The sequence below is a fragment of the Paraplanobispora takensis genome (genome assembly GCF_016863195.1).
Classification (GTDB): domain Bacteria; phylum Actinomycetota; class Actinomycetes; order Streptosporangiales; family Streptosporangiaceae; genus Planobispora; species Planobispora takensis.
This window is the reverse complement of sequence record NZ_BOOK01000027.1, coordinates 74457-94771: the sequence shown is the minus strand read 5'-3', so window position 1 is coordinate 94771 and position 20315 is coordinate 74457. Positions and strand designations below refer to the sequence as shown.

The following is a 20315-nucleotide window of genomic DNA, read 5'->3' as shown; positions in this document are numbered from 1 at the left end:
GTGCACCTCACTCGATATTCGGATCATCCGGGAACGGTGCGGCTCGGACAACCGGCCGGAATCCGGAACGGCGGCGGCGGCCTTCTCGCCTCCGGTGCTCACCCGGTCTCTTCCCCGTCTCCGGGAGCCGGTCGTCCCGGTTGATTCAGGCAAGAGACGGATCGCGCTACCGTGCGTCCATGCAGGACGACGTCACCCCGCCCCCGCCCCCGCCCCCGGCAGCAGACCGACGGACCGGCGCCGTCGGTGAGGGCGGGCATGCGGCCGGCAAGGAGATCTGCCGGTGTTTCGATCAGTACCGGATCCGCCGGCCGCGCGTGGTCCGTTTCCACGCCCAGCGTCAGGACACGACGTCCGCCGCCTGGCATCGCCTGCTCGAGGCGGTGGAAGAGGCGGCGGCCGACGGCCGGGAGGAGTTCCGGCCCCTGGCCGGGCTCAGCCCCGAGGAACAGCGTCAGATCATCACCCTGCCGCCGACCATCGCCAAGCTCACCGAGGTCAGGCACCTGATGCTCTACGGCAGCAACCTGGTGCGGATCCCGCCCGAGATCGGTGCCATGACCGGCCTGCAGCGCTTCACCCCGTACACCTCGAACCGCCTGCACTGGTTTCCCTACGAGCTGATCCGGTGCCCGCGGTTGAAGTCCGGCACGGTCAGCATCCGCTCGCTGTACGGCAACGCCAAGATCCGGCCGCCGTTCCCTCCGCTCCAGCCGGGCAGGACCTCGACCCGCGACCTCGACCTCGGCGACCTCGACCCCGAGGTGTGGGGCGCCGAGTCGATCCGGGCATGCAGCGTCTGCGACCGGCCGATCGCCGCGGCCGGGCTCCACCAGGTCTGGATCTCCTTGCGGGTCGGCGCCGATGTGCTGCCGTTCCTGGTCAACGCCTGCTCGCCGGACTGCGTCGCCGCCCTTCCGGCTCCCGCGGAGGGCTACGTTCCCACGCCGCACACCGGCGGACCCGGCATCGTCCAGCCGCGCGCCGACTACGCGTGAGGCCGGACACGGTTCGACGACGCCGCTGCGGGCCCCGGCCGCGTGGGCGGGGCTCATCTTGATCTTCGTGGCGCCGTCGGGGATAGTCGGTGTACCTGCGCGACCGTAGCTCATCGGACCTGAAAGGCACTGCATGAGAAGGTTTCTGCGTCGACGGTTCCTCGTCCCCCTCGCGCTGGCGTCCATGACCGGGGCGCTCCTCAGCGCGCCCCCGGCGCACGCCGCAAGATCGGACTGCCCCGGCAACGCGTTCTGCCTGTGGGTGGACGCCAACTATCCGGGAAGACCGTGGTCCATCGGGGGAGACTGGGACTACGGCACCTGCTGGAACCTGCCGCCGTCCATCAACAACAAGGCCAGCTCGACGTACAACCGGAGGGCTCGCGGCATCACCCTCTATGACGGCGCCAACTGCACGACCATGATCGGTGAGATCGGTCCGCAGAGGTTCTATCCGACGCTGAGCATCAACGACAAGATCACCTCGATCCGGTTCGAGTCGTGGTGATAGAGGGCTGAACGGCGACGTCGCGTCCGCTCAAGAGGCGGCAGGCTCCGCCTCTTGAGCGGGCTCGGAGCCGGTGCCGGAGGTGAGGATCCGGGCATTCGACAGCAGCGGACGGGACGTGCGGGCAAGCCGGCCCGAGCTGTCAGCGGAGATCGACGTGCTTCACCCCGATGCCCGCGAACTCTCCGGGCGGTGGGTGCGCAGGGTGGCGAACAGGCCTCGGTCGCGGGTGCCGACGAGGGCGTGCTCCGCTCCGTCGAGCGGGGCGCCGCGGTAGGTGAGCGGAACCAGGTAGGCGACCGGATGGGTGCCGGAGGCGTCGGTGACCACCATGAACTCGATGCCGGCCTCGCCCTCCGGGTCGTCCAGGCGGAAGCCGCCGGCCTTGGTCGGTTCCGGGTTCCCCGTGCCGCCGGAGTACCACGGCCGGGAGGGGAGCCAGGCGGTGAGCAGTTCCAGCTTGGTCGGCTTCAGGACGGTGCGGTGGATGACGGCCATGCCCGGGGTTCTCTTCCGTCACGCGGGTCTTCGATCTTCGCATCCTCCCATCCGCCGGCCGTACGCCGGCATGCGCGTCCGCCCGGTCGACCGATGCGCCTTCGCGGAAAGGGCCGTGAAAGGGGGCTCCCCGTCCGGGGAGCCCTTTTCTGTGATTCGGAGCCTGTGAGGCCACAGCTGATCGATGCGGGCGATGTACGGCTTCAGCCGATGTGGGCGGCGGCCGGACTCAGCGCTCGTCGACGACCTGGCCGTTCTGCGCCGTCGCGTCCTTGGTGAGCGCCATGGTCAGCGGGGACTCCGGGAAGGTGGCGATGGCGGCGAGCGCGGCGCCCATCTGCGCGCCGCTCTCCCAGTGCCAGGTGTCGCTGTAGGTGCCGTCGTCGAGCTTGACCAGACGGGTCGTCGTCAGCCCGGGATGCGTCTCCCGGACGGTGCCGATCAGCGAGGCCCGGCGGGCCAGGAACTCCTCCAGGTCGGCGGGGTCGACCGAGTAGGTGTGGGACCGGATGACAGACATGGGAGACCGATTCCTTCACCAGGTGCCGGCGGTCTGCCGGATGGGGGCGTTGAGGCGGTTGAAAAGGTTGGTCACGGCGATCATCAGGAGGATCGTGGCCAGTTCCTGCTCGTCGAAGTGGTCGGTGGCCGCGTCCCAGATCTCGTCGGGCACCGCGTCGGCGCGGTCGGCCAGCCGGGTGGCGGCCTCGGCCAGCTGCAGGGCGGCGCGCTCGGCGTCGGTGTAGTACGGCGCCTCGCGCCAGGCGGACACCAGGCCGATCCGCTCGTCGCTCACGCCCAGCTTCCTGAGCTTCTTCAGGCCGCCGTCCACGCAGAAGCTGCAGCCGTTGATCTGGCTGACCCGCAGGTGCACCAGGTCCAGGAGCTCCTCGGGGACGTTCTGCGACTGGACGGCCTGCATCAGCCCCTGGATCGGCTGCATCGTGGCCGGAATGACCGTGGCGGGGTTCTTCATCCGTGCTTGCATCGTTCTCGCTCCTCAGCGGTGTCGTCGTGCCGGTCTCGGCGGTGCCGTTGTGCTGACGAGAATGAGGATGTCTGTCCGGGTTGATACATTCGCGATGCGTCGACGATGGAAGGCGATACGTGGGGACACGCTTCACGCTCTTGGGCCCGGTGCAGGTGACCGCCGACGGCGGTGCGGTGCAAGGCATCGCTCCGCGGCATCGCGCGGTGCTCGCCTACCTGCTGCTCAACGCCGGACGGGTGATCAGCATGGAGAAGCTGATCGACGCCGTCTGGGGCTACGACCAGCCCGACACCGCCCGGTCGCAGATCCACGCCGCGATCACCGCCCTCCGCAGGGCGCTGCGCGGCGTCGGCGCCGACCACATCCTCCAGACCCGGCCGGGCGGCTACGTCGCGCTCCCCGAGCCCGGCCAGCTCGACGTGCAGGACTTCGCCGACCTGGTCGCGGAGGGACGGTTCCGGGACGCGCTGGAGCTGTGGAACGGCGACGCGCTGGCCGACGTGCAGGCCGGTTACGCGCAGGGCTCCCGCGCGCTGCTGGACGACCGGCGGCTGACGGCGGTCGAGCGCCTCATGGAGGCCGAGCTCGAGGCGGGTCGCCACGCCCGGGTGCTCGACGAGCTGGCCGGCCACGTGGCGGCCAACCCGCTGCGGGAGCGCCTCGTCGGCCAGCTCGTCCTGGCCCTGCACCGCTCCGGGCGGCAGGCCGACGCCCTGGCCGCGGCCCGGTCGTACCGTACGGCTCTCGCCGAGGAGCAGGGCCTCGACCCCGGCCACGCCTTCGCCGAGCTGGAGCGGGCGGTCCTGGCCGACGCCCCCGCGCTCCAGGTCAAGCCCGAGACCGAGGCCGAGACCGAGGTCAGGGAGAAGGCCCGGTCGAACTTCCTGCCCTACGACATCCCCGACTTCGCCGGCCGTACCACCGAACTGGACCGGCTCGTCGCGGAGCACATGAGCACGATCGTGACGATCGACGGCATGGCCGGCATCGGCAAGACCACGCTCGCGGTCCGCGCCGCCCACCGCCTGGCCGGCCGTTTCCCGGACGGCCAGCTCTTCATCGACATGCGGGCGCACACCGCGGGTCAGGATCCGCTCCCGGCCTCCGCCGCGCTCGAGGCCCTGCTGCGGCAGCTCGGCCTGACCGACGTCCCGACGGCGGAGGCCGAGCGGAGCGCCCTGTGGCGCGCGGAGCTGGCGCAGCGCCGCGTGGTCGTCGTCCTCGACAACGTGGCCGACGACGAGCACGTGCGCCCGCTGCTCCCCGGCGTCTCCGACAGCCTCCTGCTGATCACCAGCCGGCGGCGGCTGATCGGCCTGGACGGCGCGCACGCGCTGTCGGTGGAGGTGCTGCCGTCCGAGGACGCCGTCGCGCTCTTCGGGAGCATCGTGGGCGAGCGGGCCGCCGGTGAGCCGGAGGCCGTACGCCAGGTGCTGGAGTTGTGCGGATACCTTCCGCTGGCCATCCGGATCTCCGCGGCGCGCCTGCAGCACCGGCCCCGGTGGACGGTGTCCTACCTGGCCGGACGCCTGCACGACGAGCGGCGGCGGCTCGCCGAACTGGCGACCTCCGAGCGGAGCGTCGCGGCGGCGTTCACGGTCTCGTACGAGCAGCTCAGTACGGCGGAGCAGCGGATGTTCCGGCTGCTCGGGCTGGCGCCCGGCCAGGACATCGAGCCGCACGCCGCGGCGGCCCTGGCCGACGTCTCGGTGTTCGAGGCCGAGGATCTGCTGGAGAACCTCCTGGACGCGCACATGCTCCTGCAGCGCGAGCCGGGCCGTTACACCCTGCACGACCTGCTGCGCGAGCACGCCCGCTCCCTCGCCGAGGACGACCCCGCGCTCATGCGCCTGCTGCTGCACTATCTGCACCGGTCCCGCTCGGCGGTCAAGCAGCTGTTCCCCCACAGCGTCCCCGACCGGCCGAACATGCCGCCCCAGATCACGCCCGTGGAGCCCGTCGGCGGGGCGGCCGAGGCCATCGGCTGGCTCGACGCCGAGCGCTCCAACATCATCGCGACCGTGGTCCACGGGCCCAACGTGTGCATCAGCCACCTCGCCGTGGCGCTGAGCCCCTACCTCGACCGCCAGGCCCACCACGACGACGCCCTGACCCTGCACTCCATCGCGCTGCAGCGCAGCCGCGCGCTCGGGGAGCGCGCCATGCCGCCGGGCCGGGCGCTCGCCGACCTCTCCTGGACCCACTGGCGGCGCGGCGACTACGAGCGGTCCGAGGACCTCGCCCACCAGGCGCTCGAGGCCTGCGATGACGCGTATGAGAGGTCGCTCGCGCTCAACGCCCTCGGCAACGTGGCCTGGCGCCGCCGCGAGAGCGCCAGGGCCGAGCAGTACCTCAAGCAGGCGCTCGACCTCACCCGGATCGCCGGCGACTGGTCCCGGGAGGGGTTCGTGCTCGCCGACCTCGGCATGATCCTGGTCCAGACGGGCCGCCACGAGGAGGCCCGCCGCCATCTGGACCTGGCCCTGGCCCTGCACCGCAAGGAGGGCAACACGCTGGGCGAGGCGCGCGTCCTCAACCACATCGGCGTGGCCCTGCGGCACCAGGGCAGGGCCGAGGAGGCGATGGCCCGCCATCGCGAGGCCGGGAGGCTCTACCGGGCCATGGGCAACGGCAGCGACGAGGCCGCGGCCTTCAACGGGCTGGGCGAGGCGGTCCTGTCGCTGGGCGATCCGGCGCGGGCGGTCGACGAGCACACCGCGGCGCTCGCCCTCGCCGGTACGGCCCGCAACCGGCCCGAGCAGGCCCGCGCGCACGACGGCCTGGCCAGGGCCCACCTGAGCCTCGCACACGACGACCGGGCGCGCGAGCACGGACGCGCGGCCCTGCGGCTCTACGAGGAGCTCGGTGTCCCCGAGACCGACGAGGTGCGCGCCCTCCTCGAAAGCACCTGACGCCCGAGTCCGAGGCGGCCCGAGCCCGAGGCGGCCCGAGTCCGAGTCGGCCCGGGGCCGGTCCGTCCGGCCCCGGGCCGCTGTCACCGGGTCATGCAGACGGTTCCGTTGAGGGTGAAGACGGAGGGCAGCACGTTCGGTCCGCTGTAGTTGCCGACGAATCCGATCGTGGCCGTCGCGCCGGTGGGCAGCGAGCCGTTGCCGGGCTCGTTGACGACCTTGACCTCCCGCCCGTTCTGCGTCCAGACGGCGCTCCAGCCGCTGCCCAGGCTCTGCCAGGTCGTGGGCCAGCTGAAGGTCAGGGTCCAGCCGTTGACCGGCGCGCCGTGGTTGGTGATCTCGACGGCGCCGACGTAGCCGCTGGCCCAGTCGGTCTGTTTGGTCAGCCGTACCGAGCAGGAACCGGAGGCGGGCGTGCCGGTCGTGAACGTCAGCGGCGCGGAGGGCGGGGAGACGCCGCCGCCGCTGTCCCGAGCGATCACGTTGACCGTGTAGCGCGTGCCCGGCCGCAGGTTGGCGGCGGTGAGCGAGGTGCCGTCGGTCTCGCCGATCTGCTCGCTGACGGCTCCGTTCTGACGGTAGACCTCGTACTTCACGATCGGGCGCGCACCGGCGGGGGCGGCGGGCCAGGAGATCGTGGCGGTCCCGTCCGTCACGTCCGAGGCCGCCGGCTGCCCCGGCGCACCCGGCAGGCCCGGCTGGGCGGAGGCGGGACGCAGGATGACCGCGGTCAGCGACAGGGGCGGCAGCGTCTGGCCGGTCGCGCTGCCCGCGGTCGCACTGGTGATGCCCGTGGCGCCGTTGGTGTGGGTCAGCACCGTGGGAGCCCCGGACGCCGGGCTGAAGCCGGAGTAGTCGATCTCGACGGGGTAGGAGGTGTCGGACGAGGTGTTGATCATCAGGACGGCCAGCCCGCCGTCGGCGCGGCGTACGGCGTGCGCGGCGACCTTCGCCTGGTCGCTCGCGGCCCGGATGAACCGGTCGCCGGGGCGGGCGAACCTGCTCACCATCTGGATCGCGTAGTACGGCGCGAAGGGCGTGTTCAGCGCCGGTTCGCAGACGCTGCCGTCGGAGGTGCACGTCCCGCTCGACAGCAGGCCGAAGTCGCCGTAGTCGGTGTGCCCCTCGACCTGGGTGACGTTGCCGATGCCGTTGTGGACGTTCCACCAGTCGACGGTGAACACCCCGTTGGCCAGCAGCGTCGCGTAGGCGTCGGCGGCGGCCAGCGCGCCGGGCTGGGTGTTGGTGCCGTTGCTGCTGCTGCCGGTGTTGAACTCGGTCATCGCGATGCCGATCCGCTCGGAGCCGGCCCCGGCGTGCTCGGCGATCTGCCGGCGAACGAGGTGGATCATGTCGGGGATCTGCGCGGTTTTGTCCAGGGCGCCGGGGTACCAGTGCAGGATCACGAAGTCGATCTTCTGCCCGGCGGTGGACAGGACGACCTCGTTCCAGCTGCCGGCGTCGCCGTCGCCGACCAGCGCGTCGGGCCAGTTGGCCGGGGTGGTCAGCACCGCGCCGATCTCGATGGTCGGGTCGACGGCCTTCATCGCGTCGGAGTAGGCCACGACGTGGCGCGCGTACTCGGCCGGGCTCTTGTCGGCGTGGTCGTCCGCCTCCCAGGCGGTGCCGTAGTGGCCGTTGCCGTAGTTCTCGTTGCCGATCTCCCAGTACTTGACGCCGTAGCCCTTGGTGACGTTGGCGTGCCGTACCCAGGCCGCGGCCTCCTGCGCGGTGCCGGTGCCGTAGTTGGCGGTCACCATCGGCTGCGCCCCGATGCGTCGTACGCCGCGCATGAACGTCTCGAAGTCGGTGTCGGGCGCCACGTAGCCGCCGGGAGCGGTGTGGTCGGCCCAGTGGTAGATGTCGGAGTAGGAGCCGCCGGGATAGCGCAGCAGCTTCATGCCCGCGTCCTTGAGCAGGTCCGCGGTCGCGTCGGTGCCCAGGTTGCTGTCCCAGATCGCATGGTTGGTACCGATGCCGGTCTCGGGGACGGGGGCGAGCGCGGCACGGGCGTTGACGGTCACGGCGACCGGGGCGGCGTCACCGGTGTCATCGGCGTGCGCGGCGGGGACGTTCAGGGCGGCCAGCGTCAGCAGAACGGCGGACGCGGCCCGTAACAGAGATCTCGGCATCGGCGTACCTCGCAACGGGTAGCGGCATTCACTCGACGCCCCCTGACCGAGGCACCATGATCATGGATGTCCGCCCCGCATCCGGTCAACCGGTGATGAAACTTTCACGCCGCAGGGGCGCTCAGGTGTTCCCGGAGTCTTCCGGGATGGGCTCGTTCTGCCTGCGGACGTACTCCCGCAGCGCGGCCTCGCCGATGACCTCGTCGGCGGGCGGGGCGGTGACGACGAGGCGGGACCCCCAGCGGGTGTAACGCGTGTCGCTCCGCTTGACCAGCGGATCCTTGCCCGTTCCCACGGTGTCGGTGGTGACCAGGCGGGTGGGCAGGCCGCGGCGGTCGGTCCAGAGCCGCCAGGAGACCTTCCCCTTGCTCTTGGCGGTGACGGGCCGGCCCGAGGTCCAGCTGAGGAAGGTCCCCTTGGACACCTTGCTCAGCTCGCGGTAACCGATGGTGCCCCGGTAGAGGAAACCGCCGGAGACGGGCGTGCTCGTCGAGCACTTCAGCACGGCCTTCATCGTGGCCGGGTCGTACAGGTCGATCGGCTGCAGGCTGGCGTCCTGCGCCATGTCCCGGGCCGCGGCCCCCCGGTGATCGTTCGGGAACCGGATCCACTTCCTGCCCTCGGGAACCGGTCCCGGATAGGTGTTCCTGGAGTCGTACACGTTCTTGCCGACGCGGATCACCCGGTAGGGCTCCGACTTCTCGGACGGGAGTCCCCCGCCCTTCGGCCGGGACAGGTTCCACCAGGTGAACTTCGCCGCCACCGGACCCGACGGGGACAGCTGGAGGTCACCGCTGATCCTGGTCCCGCTCCCGGAGACCTTCGACTTCTCACCGAAGAAATAGCGGCTGGTCTCGGAGATCCGGACGCCGCGCTCGTCGCGCGACTGCCGATCGACCGCCCGCACCGGATCGGGGGCGCCCGCCCGCACGACGGCGGTGCTCGCGGCGGCGGGACTCGCGGTGACCGGTACGGACGCGAGCAGTACGGCGACCGCCGGGACAACCCATCGCCTCATAGGGGATCCGTCCTTGTCCTCGCGTGCCGTTCAGCTCGTCTGTGGAAATTCTTGCACGGTATCCGGCGGAAAGGAGAAGCTCCCCTGGGATGGTATGGGCGTTCCTCCGGGGCCGTGGGCCGGTCAGGGAGCGAGGGTGATCACAACGTTGCCGCTCTTGTGGCCGGTCTCGACATAGCGGTGCGCCTCGGCCAGCCGCTCGAAGGGATAGCGCCGGTCGATGACGATCCGCAGCTTCCCCGCCTCGATGAGCTCCTTGACGAAGACCAGGGCGTCGTTCTTGTCCACCGACATCCCCGTCACCACCTTCCTGCCGCGCGACAGCGACGTCCCCAGCGACAGGAAGGTGTTGTGCAGCCCCGTGGTGGCCACGTACCGGCCCGTGGGCGTCAGTACGGCTCTGGCCCGCGAGAACGAGGTCTTGCCCAGGGTGTCGAAGACGATGTCGTAGGCCGCGCCGCTCCGGCTGTAGTCCTCCTCGGTGTAGTCGATCACCTCGTCGGCCCCCAGCTCGGTGACCAGGGCGGTGTTCCGGGGGCCGCACACCGCCGTGACGTGCGCTCCGAAGTGTTTGGCGAGTTGCACGGCGTAGGTGCCGATGCTGCCGGACGCGCCGTACACCAGGATCTTCCGGCCGTCGCGGGCCCCGGCCTTGCGGAGGAAGTACAGCGCCGTCGAGGCGCCGTCCACCGCGGCGGCGGCCTCCTCGAAGCCGGTGTTCACCGGCTTGGGCGCCAGCGAGGCCCGCTGCGGCAGGCACACGTACTCGGCGTTGGCGCCGAGCCGGAACCCGGTGAACCCGAAGACCTCGTCACCGGGCCGGAACCGGGTGACCCCGGCGCCCACCTCCTCGACCTCCCCGGCCAGCTCGGTGCCCAGCCTGCGCATCCTGGCCCGTGGGCGGAGGATCCCGAGGACGACCCTGCCCCACAGCGGCTCGCCGCGGCGCATGGCGCACTCCGCCGAGGTGACCGTCATCGCCCGCACGCGGATGAGCACCTCGCCCTCCCGGGGTTCCGGCTTGGGCACCTGGTGCAGGGTGAGGACCTCGGGAGGGCCGAACCGGGTGTAGACGGCTGCTCTCATGCGCCCACTTCCTGTCATGGCTGTACGGAAAAGACCGGTACGACCAAGAATCGTTCATACGAGCTGTGGAGAGGCTGAGAGAGCTGTAGAGAAGCTGAGAGACTGGGACCCCTCCCGGAACCGGATGGAGTCGACCGTGGCCGATCTGACTGCAGACCTGTTCGTGACGCTCGACGGCTTCGCCGCCGGGGTGGACACCGGCGCCTTCTTCGACTGTCCGGGCGCGGACCTCGACGCGTGGGTGCGCCGGGAGAGCGAGGCGCCCCAGATCCTGGTCATGGGGCGCGTCACCTATGAGGCACTGGCGGAGATCTCGTCCTCGGCCGTCGACGAGGCGAGCGCCCGGATGAACGACCTCCCGAAGGCCGTCTTCTCCAACACCCTGCGAGAGCCGCTCTCCTGGAAGAACACGCGGCTCATCCACGGTGACCTCGCCGAGGGGATCGGGGCGCTCAAGTGGGAGTCGGAGGTACCGCTGCGCTCGATCGGCAGCCTCATGCTGGTGCGGGGCCTGCTGGAGCTGGGGCTGGTCGACCGGCTCCGGCTGATGGTCTTCCCCCTCACACTGGGCGGCGACGGGCGGGAACCCGCCTTCGCGGGCCACCCCCGGACCGGCCTGGAGCTGGCCGGGACGAGGGTGCTCGACTCGCGTCTCGTCCTGCTGGAGTACCGGCCGGAGGGGGTCAGCCCTCCAGTACGGCCGGCGTGAGGTACTCGGCCGGAGCCCCGATCACGACGGCGACCGCACCGGTGATCACCGTGACGTCCACCGTGTATCCGGCCCCGCCGGTGGGCCCGGTCCGGTGGCGTGCGGTGCCCTCTACCGCGCTCCTCCGATCGTGAGCACGGCCTTTCCCCTGATGCGCCGGTCCCGCAGGTCGACCAGGACCGACGCGCTGTCGGCCCAGTCGGCGACCCGGCCCACCTCTGGCCGGAGCCGTCCGGTGTCCACGAGCCGGACCAGGGTCTCCAGGTCGGGACCGTAGGGGTCGCCGGCGTAGTGGAAGTGCCTGATGCTCGCGCCCTCGGGGCCGTCGAACAGGTCGAAGAAGTTCAGGGTGACCGGGGTACGGCTGGCCTGGCCGTACCAGAGGAGGGTGCCGCCGGGGCGCAGCCGGGCGAGCGCGGCCGGCAGGGCGGGGCCGCCGGTGGACTCCAGCACCAGGTCGAAGGTCCCCCGCGCGTCGGCGAGGTCGTGCACGACGTGCGCGGCGCCCAGCTCGGTCAGCCGCCGCCCGCGCTCCGGCGAGGCCGTCACCGCGGTGACCTCCGCCCCGGCGTTGGCGGCGAGCTCGGTGAGGTAGTGACCGACCCCGCCGGAGGCGCCGGTGAGCAGCAGGCGGGCGCCCGTCACCGCGCCCGCCGTACGCAGCAGGCGCAGTGCCGTGATGCCGGCGAGCGGGAGCGCGGCGGCCTCGACGGCGCCGACCGAGTCCGGCAGGACGGCCAGCGAGTGGGTCGGCACGGCGGCGTACTCGGCCCAGCCCCCGGCGGGCGGGTGGCCGACGACGCGCGTGCCGACGGCGGGACCGGTGCCGTCGGCGGCGGCCTGCACGACCAGGCCGGCGACGTCCTTGCCGGGGCGCAGCCCGGGGTCGGGGTTCTCCAGCAGGAACGTCTCGCCCCTGTTGACCGAGAACGCCTCGACCCTGATCAGGGCCTCGTCGGCGGCGGGAACGGGCTGGGTGTCTTCGGCGAGCTCGACGGGGCTGGAGGGCTCGCCCGTGGCGATCAATCTCTTCATGACGACCATGAAAGCCACCCGGCCCCTGCGGCGGCCAACAACCGGCGCGAGTGGCCGACAACCGGTGGTTGTCATCTAAGGTGAGGCCGTGGATCTCGACCTCGCGCAGGTGCGTGCGTTCGTGCTCGCGGCGGAGGAACTGCACTTCGGCAGGGCGGCCGAGCGGTTGTCGATCTCCCAGCAGGCCCTGTCCAAGCGGATCGCCGCGCTGGAGACCCGGCTCGGCGCCCGCCTGTTCGACCGCGGTGGTCAGGGGGTACGCCTCACCGGGCCCGGCGGGCGTTTCCTCGACCCCGCCCGGCGGGCGCTGGCCGCGGGCGAGCTGGCCGCCGCGGCGGTCACCGAGGTACGGCGGCCCCTGCGGGTGGACGTCTGGGGACACCTCTACGCGCCGATGCGCACGCTCGCCCAGGTGGCGGCCCGTGACGAGCGGCTCGAACTGGAGCTGGGGCACGGGCGCGACCTGCCGTCGGTGTCGGCCGCGCTCCTGCACCACGAGATCGACGCCGGTTTCGGCCGGGTCCACCCGCCCCTGGACGACGGCCTCACCCACCGCCTGGTACGGCTGGAGCCGGTCGACGCGGTGGTCAGCGCCGGCCATCCGCTGGCGGCGGAGCCGTACCTGAGACCGGACCAGCTGCGCGGCAGCGTGCTGTGGACCCCCGGGCCGCTGGACCGCCTCGACTTCCTGCGCCGCTTCGCCGACCGCTTCGGCGTCGCCGGGCACGCCGGCGGTCCCAACCTGGGACTGGACCACTTCGCGGCCCGGATCGTGGCGGATCCCACCTTTTTCTCCCTGTTCCCCGCCGACAGCGCTCTTCCCGAGATCCCGGGGATCCGTTCGATCCCCCTGCTGGAGCCGACGCCCCTGTACGCGTGGTCGCTCCTGTGGCGGCGGGAGGAGACCGGTCATCTCCTCGACCCCCTGCTGGCCGCCGTCGTCGAGGAGGGCCGGCGGAACCGGTGGATGGAGTACGACCCCCGCCGCGACTGGCTGCCCTGACCCTCACGGCCGGGGCCGGCGCAGAACGGTCAGCGTGACGAGGAGGGCGGCGGCGAGCAGGGCGGCGGAGGTGCCGAAGGCCAGGTGATAGCCGCCGGTCAGCGCGGAGGCCTCGCCGTCCCCGGCCGCCAGCAGCTCCCGGGTGCGCGAGGCGGCGAGCGTGGACAGCACCGCGACGCCGACGGCCATGCCGATCTGCTGGGTGGTGTTGAACAGCCCGGAGGCCAGGCCGGCGTCGTCGGCCCGGGCGCCGGACATGCCCAGTGAGGTCAGCGACGGGAGCACCAGCCCGCCGCCCGCGATGAGCAGCATCACCGGGAGCAGGTCGGGGACGTAGTCCGCGTCCACCGGGACGCGGACGAGCCAGCCCATCGCCCCGAGCAGGAGCACCAGGCCGGCCGTCAGGACGGCCCGCTCGCCGAACCGGGTGCTGAGCCGGGCCGAGACGAACAGGGACACCCCGCCGATGGACACCGCCGCGGGGAGCATCGCCAGGCCGGTCGCGAGCGCACCGTAGCCGAGGACCTTCTGCATGTAGAGCGCGACGATGATCTGGAAGGCGAACATGGCCGACAGCGTCAGCATCTGGACCAGGTTGGCACCCGCGACGTTGCGCGAGCGGAGGATGCGCAGGGGCATCAGCGGGGTCGCGGCGGTCGCCTGGCGGACGAAGAAGGCGGCCAGCAGGGCGAGCGAGGCGGCGCCGAGGCCGAGGGTGCGCGCGGCGAGCCAGCCGTACTCCTCGATCTTGACCACGGTGTAGATGCCCAGCATCAGCCCGGCGGTGACCAGCACGGCGCCGATGACGTCGGCTCCGGCGGCGAACCCGATCCCGCGGTCGTCCGGCAGCGCCCGTACCGCCAGCACGACGGTGACCAGCCCGATCGGCAGGTTGATGAAGAAGATCCAGTTCCAGCTGAACGCGTCGGTGAGGATCCCGCCCAGGACCTGGCCGATCGAGGCCCCGGCGGCGCCGGTGAAGCTGAAGACGCCGATCGCCTTCGCCCGCTCCGCGGGCGCGGTGAACAACGTCACCAGGATGCCCAGGACCACGGCGGAGGCCATGGCGCTGCCGACGCCCTGGCCGAACCGGGCGGCGATCAGCAGGCCGGGCCCGTCGGCCAGTCCGGCCAGCAGCGACGCGGCGGTGAAGACCGCGTTCCCCGCCAGGAACATGACCTTGCGGCCGATGAGGTCGCCCAGGCGACCGGCCAGCAGCAGCAGTCCGCCGAAGGCGATCAGGTAGGCGTTGACGGTCCAGCTGAGCCCGGCGGGCGAGAAGCCCAGATCCTGCTGGATGGCGGGCATCGCCACGGTCACGATGCTGCCGTCCAGGATCGTCATCAGCATCGCGGCCGACAGCACGATCAGTGCCGGCCACCGCGATCGGGGCCTGGCGGGGGTCTGCTGGGGAGAGGGGGTGGTACGCGACATGACGGCCTCCTGTCCGGAAGGGAACAGGAGTGACCGTAGCAGATAGTTTTGTTAGAGACGATATCTTTCGGTCCTACTTTGTGCGCTGCCGTGCCCGCCGTACCGGCTGCGGAACCTCGGCCGGGGTCGCCAGGTGCCCCGTCACCAGGCGGTTCAGGGCGCGCACGAGCACCTCGCGCTCGTCGTCGGGCAGCGAGCACAGGGCGTCCCTGTGCACGCCGTCGACGATCTCCTGGCTCCGCTTGGCGACCTCCGCGCCCTTGCCGGTGACCGCGATGATCCGGGCCCGCCGGTCCGTGCCGGACGGGCGGCGCTCGGCGAGGCCGGCCTCCTCCAGGGCGTCGACGGTGACGACCATCGTGGTCTTGTCCATGTCGCCGAGCTCGGCCAGCTGGATCTGCGTGCGCTCCTCCTCCAGGGCGTGGACCAGCACGCAGTGCATGCGCGGCGTCAGCCCGATCTCGGCGAGCGCCGCCGCCATCCGGGTTCTCAGGACGTGGCCGGTGTGGTCCAGCAGGAACGACAGGTCCGTCTCGGTGCGGGTGGGTGCCATGGCGGTCATCCCTCTAGCGTACGTAGCAGACGGTCCCGTTCCGGATTATCCGCAAGGGATCGCGCCGGGCGGAGCGGGACATATGTGATGGACATCCGCCGCGGGCGTCTGTCACGATGGTGAGCATGATCGTTGGAAAGGACGACGCCACCCTCATCCGGTGAGCGCTCTGGTGCAGCGGGAAGCTGCCGCAATCCGCGAAGAATGGCTGGGCCTGGCGCTGTCGGCGCTGCCCGCCGACCGTCCGGCCGCACAGGCCGCCATCTCGGAGCTGTACCGCCTGATCGGGCAGGCTCCACCCCGTTTCCACTGGGTCTCCTCACCCGCGGCGGCCCTGGTGACCGCCCCGCCGGGGACGCGGCCACGGCCGTCGGACGCCGTCGAGAACCTGTCCGGATGGCCCCTGCCGCCGCTCCTCACCTCCGCGATGAGAGAGCTGTGCCGCGAGCTCGACGCCCGGGTCAGATGGGTCCACCAGCCGATGGACCAGATGATCCGCCGGCGGGTCCGCGGCCCGCTCTCGCGATCCGCCGACAGGTCGCTCCGCATGGCGCTGTGGTCGGCGCACCATCCGCGGGACCACCCGGCGAACACCTGGTACGGCACGCAGTGCGTCTCGTGGATCGCCCACTACGACGCCCTGCGCCGGGCGGCCGGCGTGGTCTTCACCCCGGAGCAGACCCGGCGGTTCGAGGCGTGGGCCACGGTGGCCCGCTCGTGCGGCTGGTGGTGGCCCGGCGAGGAGGTGTGCGTCGTGTCCGAGCGGCCCGTGGAGGTGCGCACGGAGCCGGGGGGCGACGACGGCGAGGTGCGGCTGCACTGCGCGGACGGCCCGGCCGTGCGGTACGCGGACGGGTGGGACGTGCACGCCTGGCACGGCACCCGCGTGCCCGCCTGGGTGATCACGGATCCGGGCGTCCGGCGGATCGAGCAGGAGGCCAACGTCGAGGTCAGGCGGTGCGCGATCGAGCGCATCGGCTGGGAGGCCTACATCGAGGGGGCCGGGTTGCGCCCGATCGCCTCCGCCCCCGACCCCGGCAATCCCGGGTCCGAACTACGGCTGTTCGCCATGCGGCGGGGAAGCCGGGTCCTCCTGGCGGTCAACGGCTCCCTCGAACGCGACGGGCGCCGCCGCCGGTACGGACTGGTCGTGCCGGACTTCCTCGACGACCCGATCGCCGCCGCCGGCTGGACCTACGGGCTGTCCGCCGAGCAGTACTCCCTTCTCGTCCGCCGAACCTGAGGTGATCTCCATGACTGTGACGACGACTTCCGTACCGACCGCCCAGACTGCTCCGACCGCTCAGGCCGCGCCGGCCGTCCGGACCGTGACGCTCGCCTCGCTCTCGCGGCAGACCGGTCTCGCCGTACTCGACCACCTCGAACAGTCGGTGAGCATCCCCGTCGTCGACGGGCTCCAGGCCCAGGGCGACCTCATCGTCATCCCGCTCTCCGTCCTCGGGCTCTCCGTACGGCCCCGGCCCTGGGCGCGCTGGACGGAGGTGCCTCCCCAGGGGGTCGAGCTCCTGCGCGGCGAGGCCGGGGGCAACCCGCACACGCTCGTCGCCGACCCGGGCACGTGCCGCTGGACGACCGAGGTGATGGACGCCGAAGGACTGGCGATCGGCCTGTTCGAGACCTCGGCCGTGGCCTACCTGCTGCATCCCGAGCACGGCGCCACGGGATGCGCGCCGGGCGCCTACGCGGTCCGGCGGCAGCGGGAGCACGGCGAGCATGGATGGCGCCGGACCCGCTTCGTCGCCGACTGATCACCGGAGCCTTCCGGCTCTCCGCCTGACGCTCCCCGCGCCGGAGTGTCAGGCGGGACCCTACGCCGGGACCAGGCCGTGGACCTCCGCGAGCAGTTCGAAGGAGCGCAGCCACGCCTTCCTGTCCGGGGCCGCGGAGACGACGATCAGCTCGTCGGCCTGGGCGTGCGCGGCGAAACGGCCGAGGTGGTCCTCGACCTCGGCCGCGGTGCCGACGGCGGAGTACTTGGTCATCTGCACGATCTGCTGCCCGGCGGGGGATTCGAGGATCATGTCCGCCTCCTCCGGGGTGAACGTCCGGTCCCGGCCGAGGAACAGCGCCACCCGCTTGCGCTTGGCGGACAGGAACTGCTCCTGCGCCTCCTGCGTGGTGTCCGCCGCGATGACGTTGACGCCGGCGATGACGTACGGGCGCTCCAGCTGCGCGGACGGCTTGAACTCGCGCCGGTAGAGGGCGACGGCCTCCTCCAGCGCGTTCGGGGCGAAGTGGGAGGCGAAGGCGTACGGGAGCCCGAGCGCGGCGGCGAGCTGGGCGCCGAACAGCGAGGAGCCCAGGATGTACAGCGGCACGTCGGTGCCCTTGCCCGGCGTCGCGTCGACGCCCGGGATGCGGGACTGGCCGGTCAGGTATCCCTGCAGCTCCAGGACGTCCTGGGGGAACCCGTCGGCGGAGGACGGCGTGCGGCGCAGGGCGCGCATGGTCTTCTGGTCGCTGCCCGGCGCCCGGCCGAGCCCGAGGTCGATGCGTCCCGGGTGCAGCGACTCCAGGGTGCCGAACTGCTCGGCGATGGTCAGCGGCGAGTGGTTGGGGAGCATGACGCCCCCGGCGCCCAGGCGGATCGTGCGCGTGTGCGCGGCCACGTGCGCGATGAGCACGCTGGTGGCCGAGGACGCGATGGTCGGCATGTTGTGGTGCTCGGCGTACCAGATCCGCCGGTAACCCCACTCCTCGGCCCGCCGGGCCAGCGTCACGCTGGCGTTCAGGCTGTCTCGCACCGTCTCTCCCTCACCGATGTGGGCCAGGTCGAGGATGGAGAGGGGAAGAGCCATGGGAACACGCCTTTCGCCGGGAAAGCCTTCGTCGAGGGAGCTTCGGCCGGGAGGACTCCGGCCGGGAGAGGGGCCCGCGTCCCGGCCGTGGGCCGCGGCCTCGGTACAGGCGGTGCAACAGCCGTGATCGTGCGGATATTTCTGGCCGGATGCCGCGTTCGTCACACTCACCGCGGCCCCGGCGGCCACTCCCTCATCGGGGCCATCTATAGGGAGAAGATGCCCTAAAGTCGGGCAAATGGTCCCGACGTCTCCCCGACTGACCTGGCTGGATGCCGTACGGGGTCCCGCCGCGCTGGCCGTCGCGATGCACCACGCCGGCTGGACCTTCATCCCGGGCCTCTGGGGAGAGGTGGACCGCAGGATCGACGTCGGGACCTGGGGCGTCTTCGTGTTCTTCCTGGTCAGCGGCTATATCATCCCCGCCTCCCTGGAGCGGCGCGGCGACGTCCGGGCCTTCTGGATCGGCCGGGCCTTCCGGCTGCTGCCCCTGCTGCTCGTCGCGCTCGTCCTGGCGCTCCTGCTCGCGTACGCCGGGGCGCTCGCTCTCCATCCGGGCCTGAGCGCGCGGCCCCTGCCCCTGGTGGTCCTGGGGAACCTGACCATGCTGCAGGAACTGCTCGGCGTGCCCGCCGTCGTCGACGTGATGTGGACGCTCTCCTACGAGATGGCGTTCTACCTGCTGACCGTCGGGCTGTTCGCCGTACGGCGGGCGCACGGGTCGGCCGCGGTCGCGATCGCGCTGGCCCTGTCGGCCGTACCCCTCGGACTCGTGCTGACCCGCCCCGTGATCAGCGGTCGTGCCGACCTGCTCGCCGCGACTCTGGGGCTCGCGGTCGTCGCGGTCGTCGTCGTGTCGGCGCGGGCCCGCGGCGGGGTGGGTACGGCCGCCGCGGTGGCGGGCGGCTTCCTCGGCCTGGCGCTGGTGATCCTGGGCAGCCGGATCGGCCCGTGGCAGGGGCTGATCGTCCTGGCCGCGATGTTCGCCGGCACGGCCGTGTACCGCGCCGAGCAGGGGACGATCCGGTGGCGTACCGCCGTCGCCGCCGTGGTGACGGTCCTGGTCTGCGGGATCCCGGCCAAGGACGACCCCGGCTGGGCACCGGCGATCCTGCTGGCCGCCGCCTTCTTCGCGGCCGCGTTCGCGATGCGGCACCGCGAGTTCCCCGGATGGCTCGCCCACCTCGGGGTGATCAGCTTCTCCCTCTATCTGCTCCACCCGCTCCTGCTGCGGGTGAGCCCGAACCTCGTGCTGTTCCTCCTCCTGCTGGTGCCGCTCGCCCACCTGACCCACCGCCTGGTCGAGGAGCCCGGCCGGCGCCTCGGCCGGCGGCTGTCGCGGCCCGCCCGGTCGTCCCGGCCCGCCGCGGAGAGCCCGGCCGACCCCCTGGACCCCTTGGCGGACGGTGATACGCGGCCCCGAGCATGATCGTTCGGCACTGGCTAGGATCGGCTCGTACGAGCCCGTCGAGCTCACACGAGCCTGTTCCTGGAGAGCGGTGACCGAGCACACGCGTCCGGACGGCCGCCCGCGCAACTCTCTCGCGGTGGCCGCGTCGGGGCTGTCCCGCCTCGGACGGCTGCGCGACCTGCCGGTCATCCTGATGCTGGCGTGGGTGGGCTGGCTCGCCATCCCCTGGCCGTCGAGCGCTCCCGGTCAGGCTCCCGGCGGCTCCAGCCAGGCTCCCGGCGGCTCCAGCCACGTCCCCGGCGGCCCAGACCGCGTTCCCAGCGGTCCCGGCCACGTCCCCGGCCGGGTCTCCGGCGATTCCGGTAAGGCTTCTGCCGATTCCGGCCAGGTCCGCGGTACGGCCGACCGGCCGGTGAGCACGGCCGCCTGGGCGGCCCCCACCGTGGCCCCGGCCCACCCGGTACCGCTCGTGAAGCGCGTCCCCGCGGTGACCCCGGCCGACCCGGCGGCGCTCGTGGAAAGCGCCGGGTCACCGGCGGACGTCCGGGAGCTGATCGCCGCGGAACGGGCCCGCATCGCCGGGGAGGTGCACGACGTCGCCGGGCACGATCTGGCGACCATCGCCATGCAGGCGGGGGTCGCCCTGCTCGTCTTCGACGAGAACCCCGCCCAGGCCCGCGCGTCGCTGGAGGCCATCCGCTCGACCAGCACGCAGGCGCTCGGCCGCCTGCGCTTCGCGCTCGACGCCCTCGACCCGGGGAGAGCGGGTCACGACCTGCCCCTGCTGATCGACGGGGTCCGGGCGGCGGGGCTGCCCGTCGACGTCGAGCCCGCCGATCCGGAGGTCCCCGGCCACCTGGAGGACGTGGTCTACCGGGTCGTGCGCGAGTCCCTGACCAACGTCATGCGGCACGCCGGGCCGACCAGGGCCCTGGTGAGCGTCACCGGCGGCCCGCGCGAGCTCGTCCTGGAGGTGGCCGACCGGGGCGGCGGCCCCTCGGGCACGGCCGAGGGCCGGGGGATGGCCGGGATGCGGGCCCGGGTGACGGAGTCCGGCGGGACGTTCAGCGCGGGCCCCCGGGAGGGCGGCGGCTTCCGGGTCGTGGCCCGGTTCCCCGCGGAGTCCGCGTGACGGCGCGGGCCGTGCGGGCTGGTTCCCGCGGAGCCCGCGCGACGGCGCGGGCCGTACGATCCGGGCGTCCTGTGGG

General features: G+C 72.2%; 19 protein-coding genes. 9 read left to right on the top strand and 10 right to left on the bottom strand.

Translation table 11 applies throughout. The features are described from left to right. Positions 1 to 179 precede the first annotated feature (179 nt). Both Pta02_RS18440 and Pta02_RS18435 read left to right on the top strand, forming a co-directional pair. A complete protein-coding gene (locus Pta02_RS18440) occupies positions 180 to 998 on the top strand; it encodes a hypothetical protein (RefSeq protein WP_203876094.1) in 819 nt (272 codons plus the stop codon). Positions 999 to 1131: 133 nt separating this feature from the next. Continuing rightward, complete coding sequence (locus tag Pta02_RS18435) at positions 1132 to 1506, top strand: peptidase inhibitor family I36 protein (protein ID WP_203876093.1); 375 nt, start codon at positions 1132 to 1134, stop codon at positions 1504 to 1506. A gap of 162 nt (positions 1507 to 1668) precedes the next feature. On the opposite strand, the gene Pta02_RS18430 is transcribed toward Pta02_RS18435, so the two are convergent. From Pta02_RS18430 to Pta02_RS18420, 3 genes are all read right to left on the bottom strand, one after another. Then, complete coding sequence (locus Pta02_RS18430) at positions 1669 to 2004, bottom strand: maltokinase N-terminal cap-like domain-containing protein (protein ID WP_239130868.1); 336 nt, start codon at positions 2002 to 2004, stop codon at positions 1669 to 1671. Positions 2005 to 2233: 229 nt separating this feature from the next. Then, the gene (locus Pta02_RS18425) at positions 2234 to 2524 is read right to left on the bottom strand and encodes a hypothetical protein (RefSeq protein WP_203876092.1); all 291 of its coding nucleotides are present in this window, start codon (positions 2522 to 2524) and stop codon (positions 2234 to 2236) included. A 15-nt stretch (positions 2525 to 2539) separates the two neighbouring features. After that, positions 2540 to 2992, bottom strand: a complete 453-nt coding sequence (locus tag Pta02_RS18420) for a carboxymuconolactone decarboxylase family protein (RefSeq protein ID WP_203876091.1) — start codon at positions 2990 to 2992, stop codon at positions 2540 to 2542. Between the two features lie 119 nt (positions 2993 to 3111). Between Pta02_RS18420 and Pta02_RS18415 the strand changes: the two genes are divergently transcribed. After that, the gene (locus tag Pta02_RS18415; protein WP_203876090.1) at positions 3112 to 5907 is read left to right on the top strand and encodes an AfsR/SARP family transcriptional regulator; all 2796 of its coding nucleotides are present in this window, start codon (positions 3112 to 3114) and stop codon (positions 5905 to 5907) included. Between the two features lie 83 nt (positions 5908 to 5990). Here the strand turns inward: Pta02_RS18415 and Pta02_RS18410 are convergent, their stop codons facing one another. From Pta02_RS18410 to Pta02_RS18400, 3 genes are all read right to left on the bottom strand, one after another. Next, a complete protein-coding gene (locus Pta02_RS18410; protein WP_203876089.1) occupies positions 5991 to 8039 on the bottom strand; it encodes a cellulose binding domain-containing protein in 2049 nt (682 codons plus the stop codon). Between the two features lie 121 nt (positions 8040 to 8160). Beyond that, positions 8161 to 9057, bottom strand: coding sequence for a hypothetical protein (locus tag Pta02_RS18405; protein ID WP_203876088.1), 897 nt, complete (start codon positions 9055 to 9057; stop codon positions 8161 to 8163). Between the two features lie 123 nt (positions 9058 to 9180). Further along, entirely contained in the window at positions 9181 to 10143 is a 963-nt protein-coding gene (locus Pta02_RS18400; RefSeq protein ID WP_203876087.1) for an NAD(P)-dependent alcohol dehydrogenase, read from the bottom strand. A 136-nt stretch (positions 10144 to 10279) separates the two neighbouring features. On the opposite strand from Pta02_RS18400, the gene Pta02_RS18395 reads away from it, so the two are divergent. After that, positions 10280 to 10852 carry a dihydrofolate reductase family protein gene (locus tag Pta02_RS18395; protein ID WP_203876086.1) on the top strand — a complete coding sequence of 191 codons (573 nt, stop codon included), beginning with the start codon at positions 10280 to 10282 and terminating at the stop codon, positions 10850 to 10852. 111 nt (positions 10853 to 10963) lie between these two features. Here the strand turns inward: Pta02_RS18395 and Pta02_RS18390 are convergent, their stop codons facing one another. Beyond that, positions 10964 to 11887, bottom strand: coding sequence for a zinc-binding dehydrogenase (locus tag Pta02_RS18390; protein WP_203876085.1), 924 nt, complete (start codon positions 11885 to 11887; stop codon positions 10964 to 10966). 88 nt (positions 11888 to 11975) lie between these two features. On the opposite strand from Pta02_RS18390, the gene Pta02_RS18385 reads away from it, so the two are divergent. Next, positions 11976 to 12890 (top strand): LysR family transcriptional regulator, encoded by a 915-nt coding sequence (locus tag Pta02_RS18385; protein ID WP_203876084.1) that lies wholly within the window; start codon positions 11976 to 11978, stop codon positions 12888 to 12890. Positions 12891 to 12893: 3 nt separating this feature from the next. Here the strand turns inward: Pta02_RS18385 and Pta02_RS18380 are convergent, their stop codons facing one another. Beyond that, positions 12894 to 14324, bottom strand: coding sequence for an MFS transporter (locus Pta02_RS18380; protein WP_203876083.1), 1431 nt, complete (start codon positions 14322 to 14324; stop codon positions 12894 to 12896). Positions 14325 to 14397: 73 nt separating this feature from the next. Next, complete coding sequence (locus tag Pta02_RS18375; RefSeq protein ID WP_203876082.1) at positions 14398 to 14886, bottom strand: MarR family winged helix-turn-helix transcriptional regulator; 489 nt, start codon at positions 14884 to 14886, stop codon at positions 14398 to 14400. A 151-nt stretch (positions 14887 to 15037) separates the two neighbouring features. Between Pta02_RS18375 and Pta02_RS18370 the strand changes: the two genes are divergently transcribed. Beyond that, positions 15038 to 16120 carry a DUF6745 domain-containing protein gene (locus tag Pta02_RS18370; protein ID WP_203876081.1) on the top strand — a complete coding sequence of 361 codons (1083 nt, stop codon included), beginning with the start codon at positions 15038 to 15040 and terminating at the stop codon, positions 16118 to 16120. A gap of 10 nt (positions 16121 to 16130) precedes the next feature. After that, complete coding sequence (locus Pta02_RS18365) at positions 16131 to 16646, top strand: DUF8820 family protein (protein ID WP_239130866.1); 516 nt, start codon at positions 16131 to 16133, stop codon at positions 16644 to 16646. A 60-nt stretch (positions 16647 to 16706) separates the two neighbouring features. On the opposite strand, the gene Pta02_RS18360 is transcribed toward Pta02_RS18365, so the two are convergent. Further along, a complete protein-coding gene (locus Pta02_RS18360; protein WP_203876080.1) occupies positions 16707 to 17696 on the bottom strand; it encodes an LLM class flavin-dependent oxidoreductase in 990 nt (329 codons plus the stop codon). 238 nt (positions 17697 to 17934) lie between these two features. On the opposite strand from Pta02_RS18360, the gene Pta02_RS18355 reads away from it, so the two are divergent. Both Pta02_RS18355 and Pta02_RS18350 read left to right on the top strand, forming a co-directional pair. Beyond that, entirely contained in the window at positions 17935 to 19125 is a 1191-nt protein-coding gene (locus Pta02_RS18355; protein ID WP_203876079.1) for an acyltransferase family protein, read from the top strand. A 70-nt stretch (positions 19126 to 19195) separates the two neighbouring features. Next, entirely contained in the window at positions 19196 to 20239 is a 1044-nt protein-coding gene (locus tag Pta02_RS18350) for a sensor histidine kinase (RefSeq protein ID WP_203876078.1), read from the top strand. Positions 20240 to 20315 lie beyond the last annotated feature (76 nt).

Bases quoted from the DNA above. Each gene is read 5' to 3' on its own strand.
- Pta02_RS18440 (WP_203876094.1), top strand. From the start codon at position 180: ATGCAGGACGACGTCACCCCGCCCCCGCCCCCGCCCCCGGCAGCAGAC.
- Pta02_RS18435 (WP_203876093.1), top strand. From the start codon at position 1,132: ATGAGAAGGTTTCTGCGTCGACGGTTCCTCGTCCCCCTCGCGCTGGCG.
- Pta02_RS18430 (WP_239130868.1), bottom strand. From the start codon at position 2,004: ATGGCCGTCATCCACCGCACCGTCCTGAAGCCGACCAAGCTGGAACTG.
- Pta02_RS18425 (WP_203876092.1), bottom strand. From the start codon at position 2,524: ATGTCTGTCATCCGGTCCCACACCTACTCGGTCGACCCCGCCGACCTG.
- Pta02_RS18420 (WP_203876091.1), bottom strand. From the start codon at position 2,992: ATGCAAGCACGGATGAAGAACCCCGCCACGGTCATTCCGGCCACGATG.
- Pta02_RS18410 (WP_203876089.1), bottom strand. From the start codon at position 8,039: ATGCCGAGATCTCTGTTACGGGCCGCGTCCGCCGTTCTGCTGACGCTG.
- Pta02_RS18405 (WP_203876088.1), bottom strand. From the start codon at position 9,057: ATGAGGCGATGGGTTGTCCCGGCGGTCGCCGTACTGCTCGCGTCCGTA.
- Pta02_RS18400 (WP_203876087.1), bottom strand. From the start codon at position 10,143: ATGAGAGCAGCCGTCTACACCCGGTTCGGCCCTCCCGAGGTCCTCACC.
- Pta02_RS18390 (WP_203876085.1), bottom strand. From the start codon at position 11,887: ATGAAGAGATTGATCGCCACGGGCGAGCCCTCCAGCCCCGTCGAGCTC.
- Pta02_RS18380 (WP_203876083.1), bottom strand. From the start codon at position 14,324: ATGTCGCGTACCACCCCCTCTCCCCAGCAGACCCCCGCCAGGCCCCGA.
- Pta02_RS18375 (WP_203876082.1), bottom strand. From the start codon at position 14,886: ATGACCGCCATGGCACCCACCCGCACCGAGACGGACCTGTCGTTCCTG.
- Pta02_RS18365 (WP_239130866.1), top strand. From the start codon at position 16,131: ATGACTGTGACGACGACTTCCGTACCGACCGCCCAGACTGCTCCGACC.
- Pta02_RS18360 (WP_203876080.1), bottom strand. From the start codon at position 17,696: ATGGCTCTTCCCCTCTCCATCCTCGACCTGGCCCACATCGGTGAGGGA.
- Pta02_RS18355 (WP_203876079.1), top strand. From the start codon at position 17,935: ATGGTCCCGACGTCTCCCCGACTGACCTGGCTGGATGCCGTACGGGGT.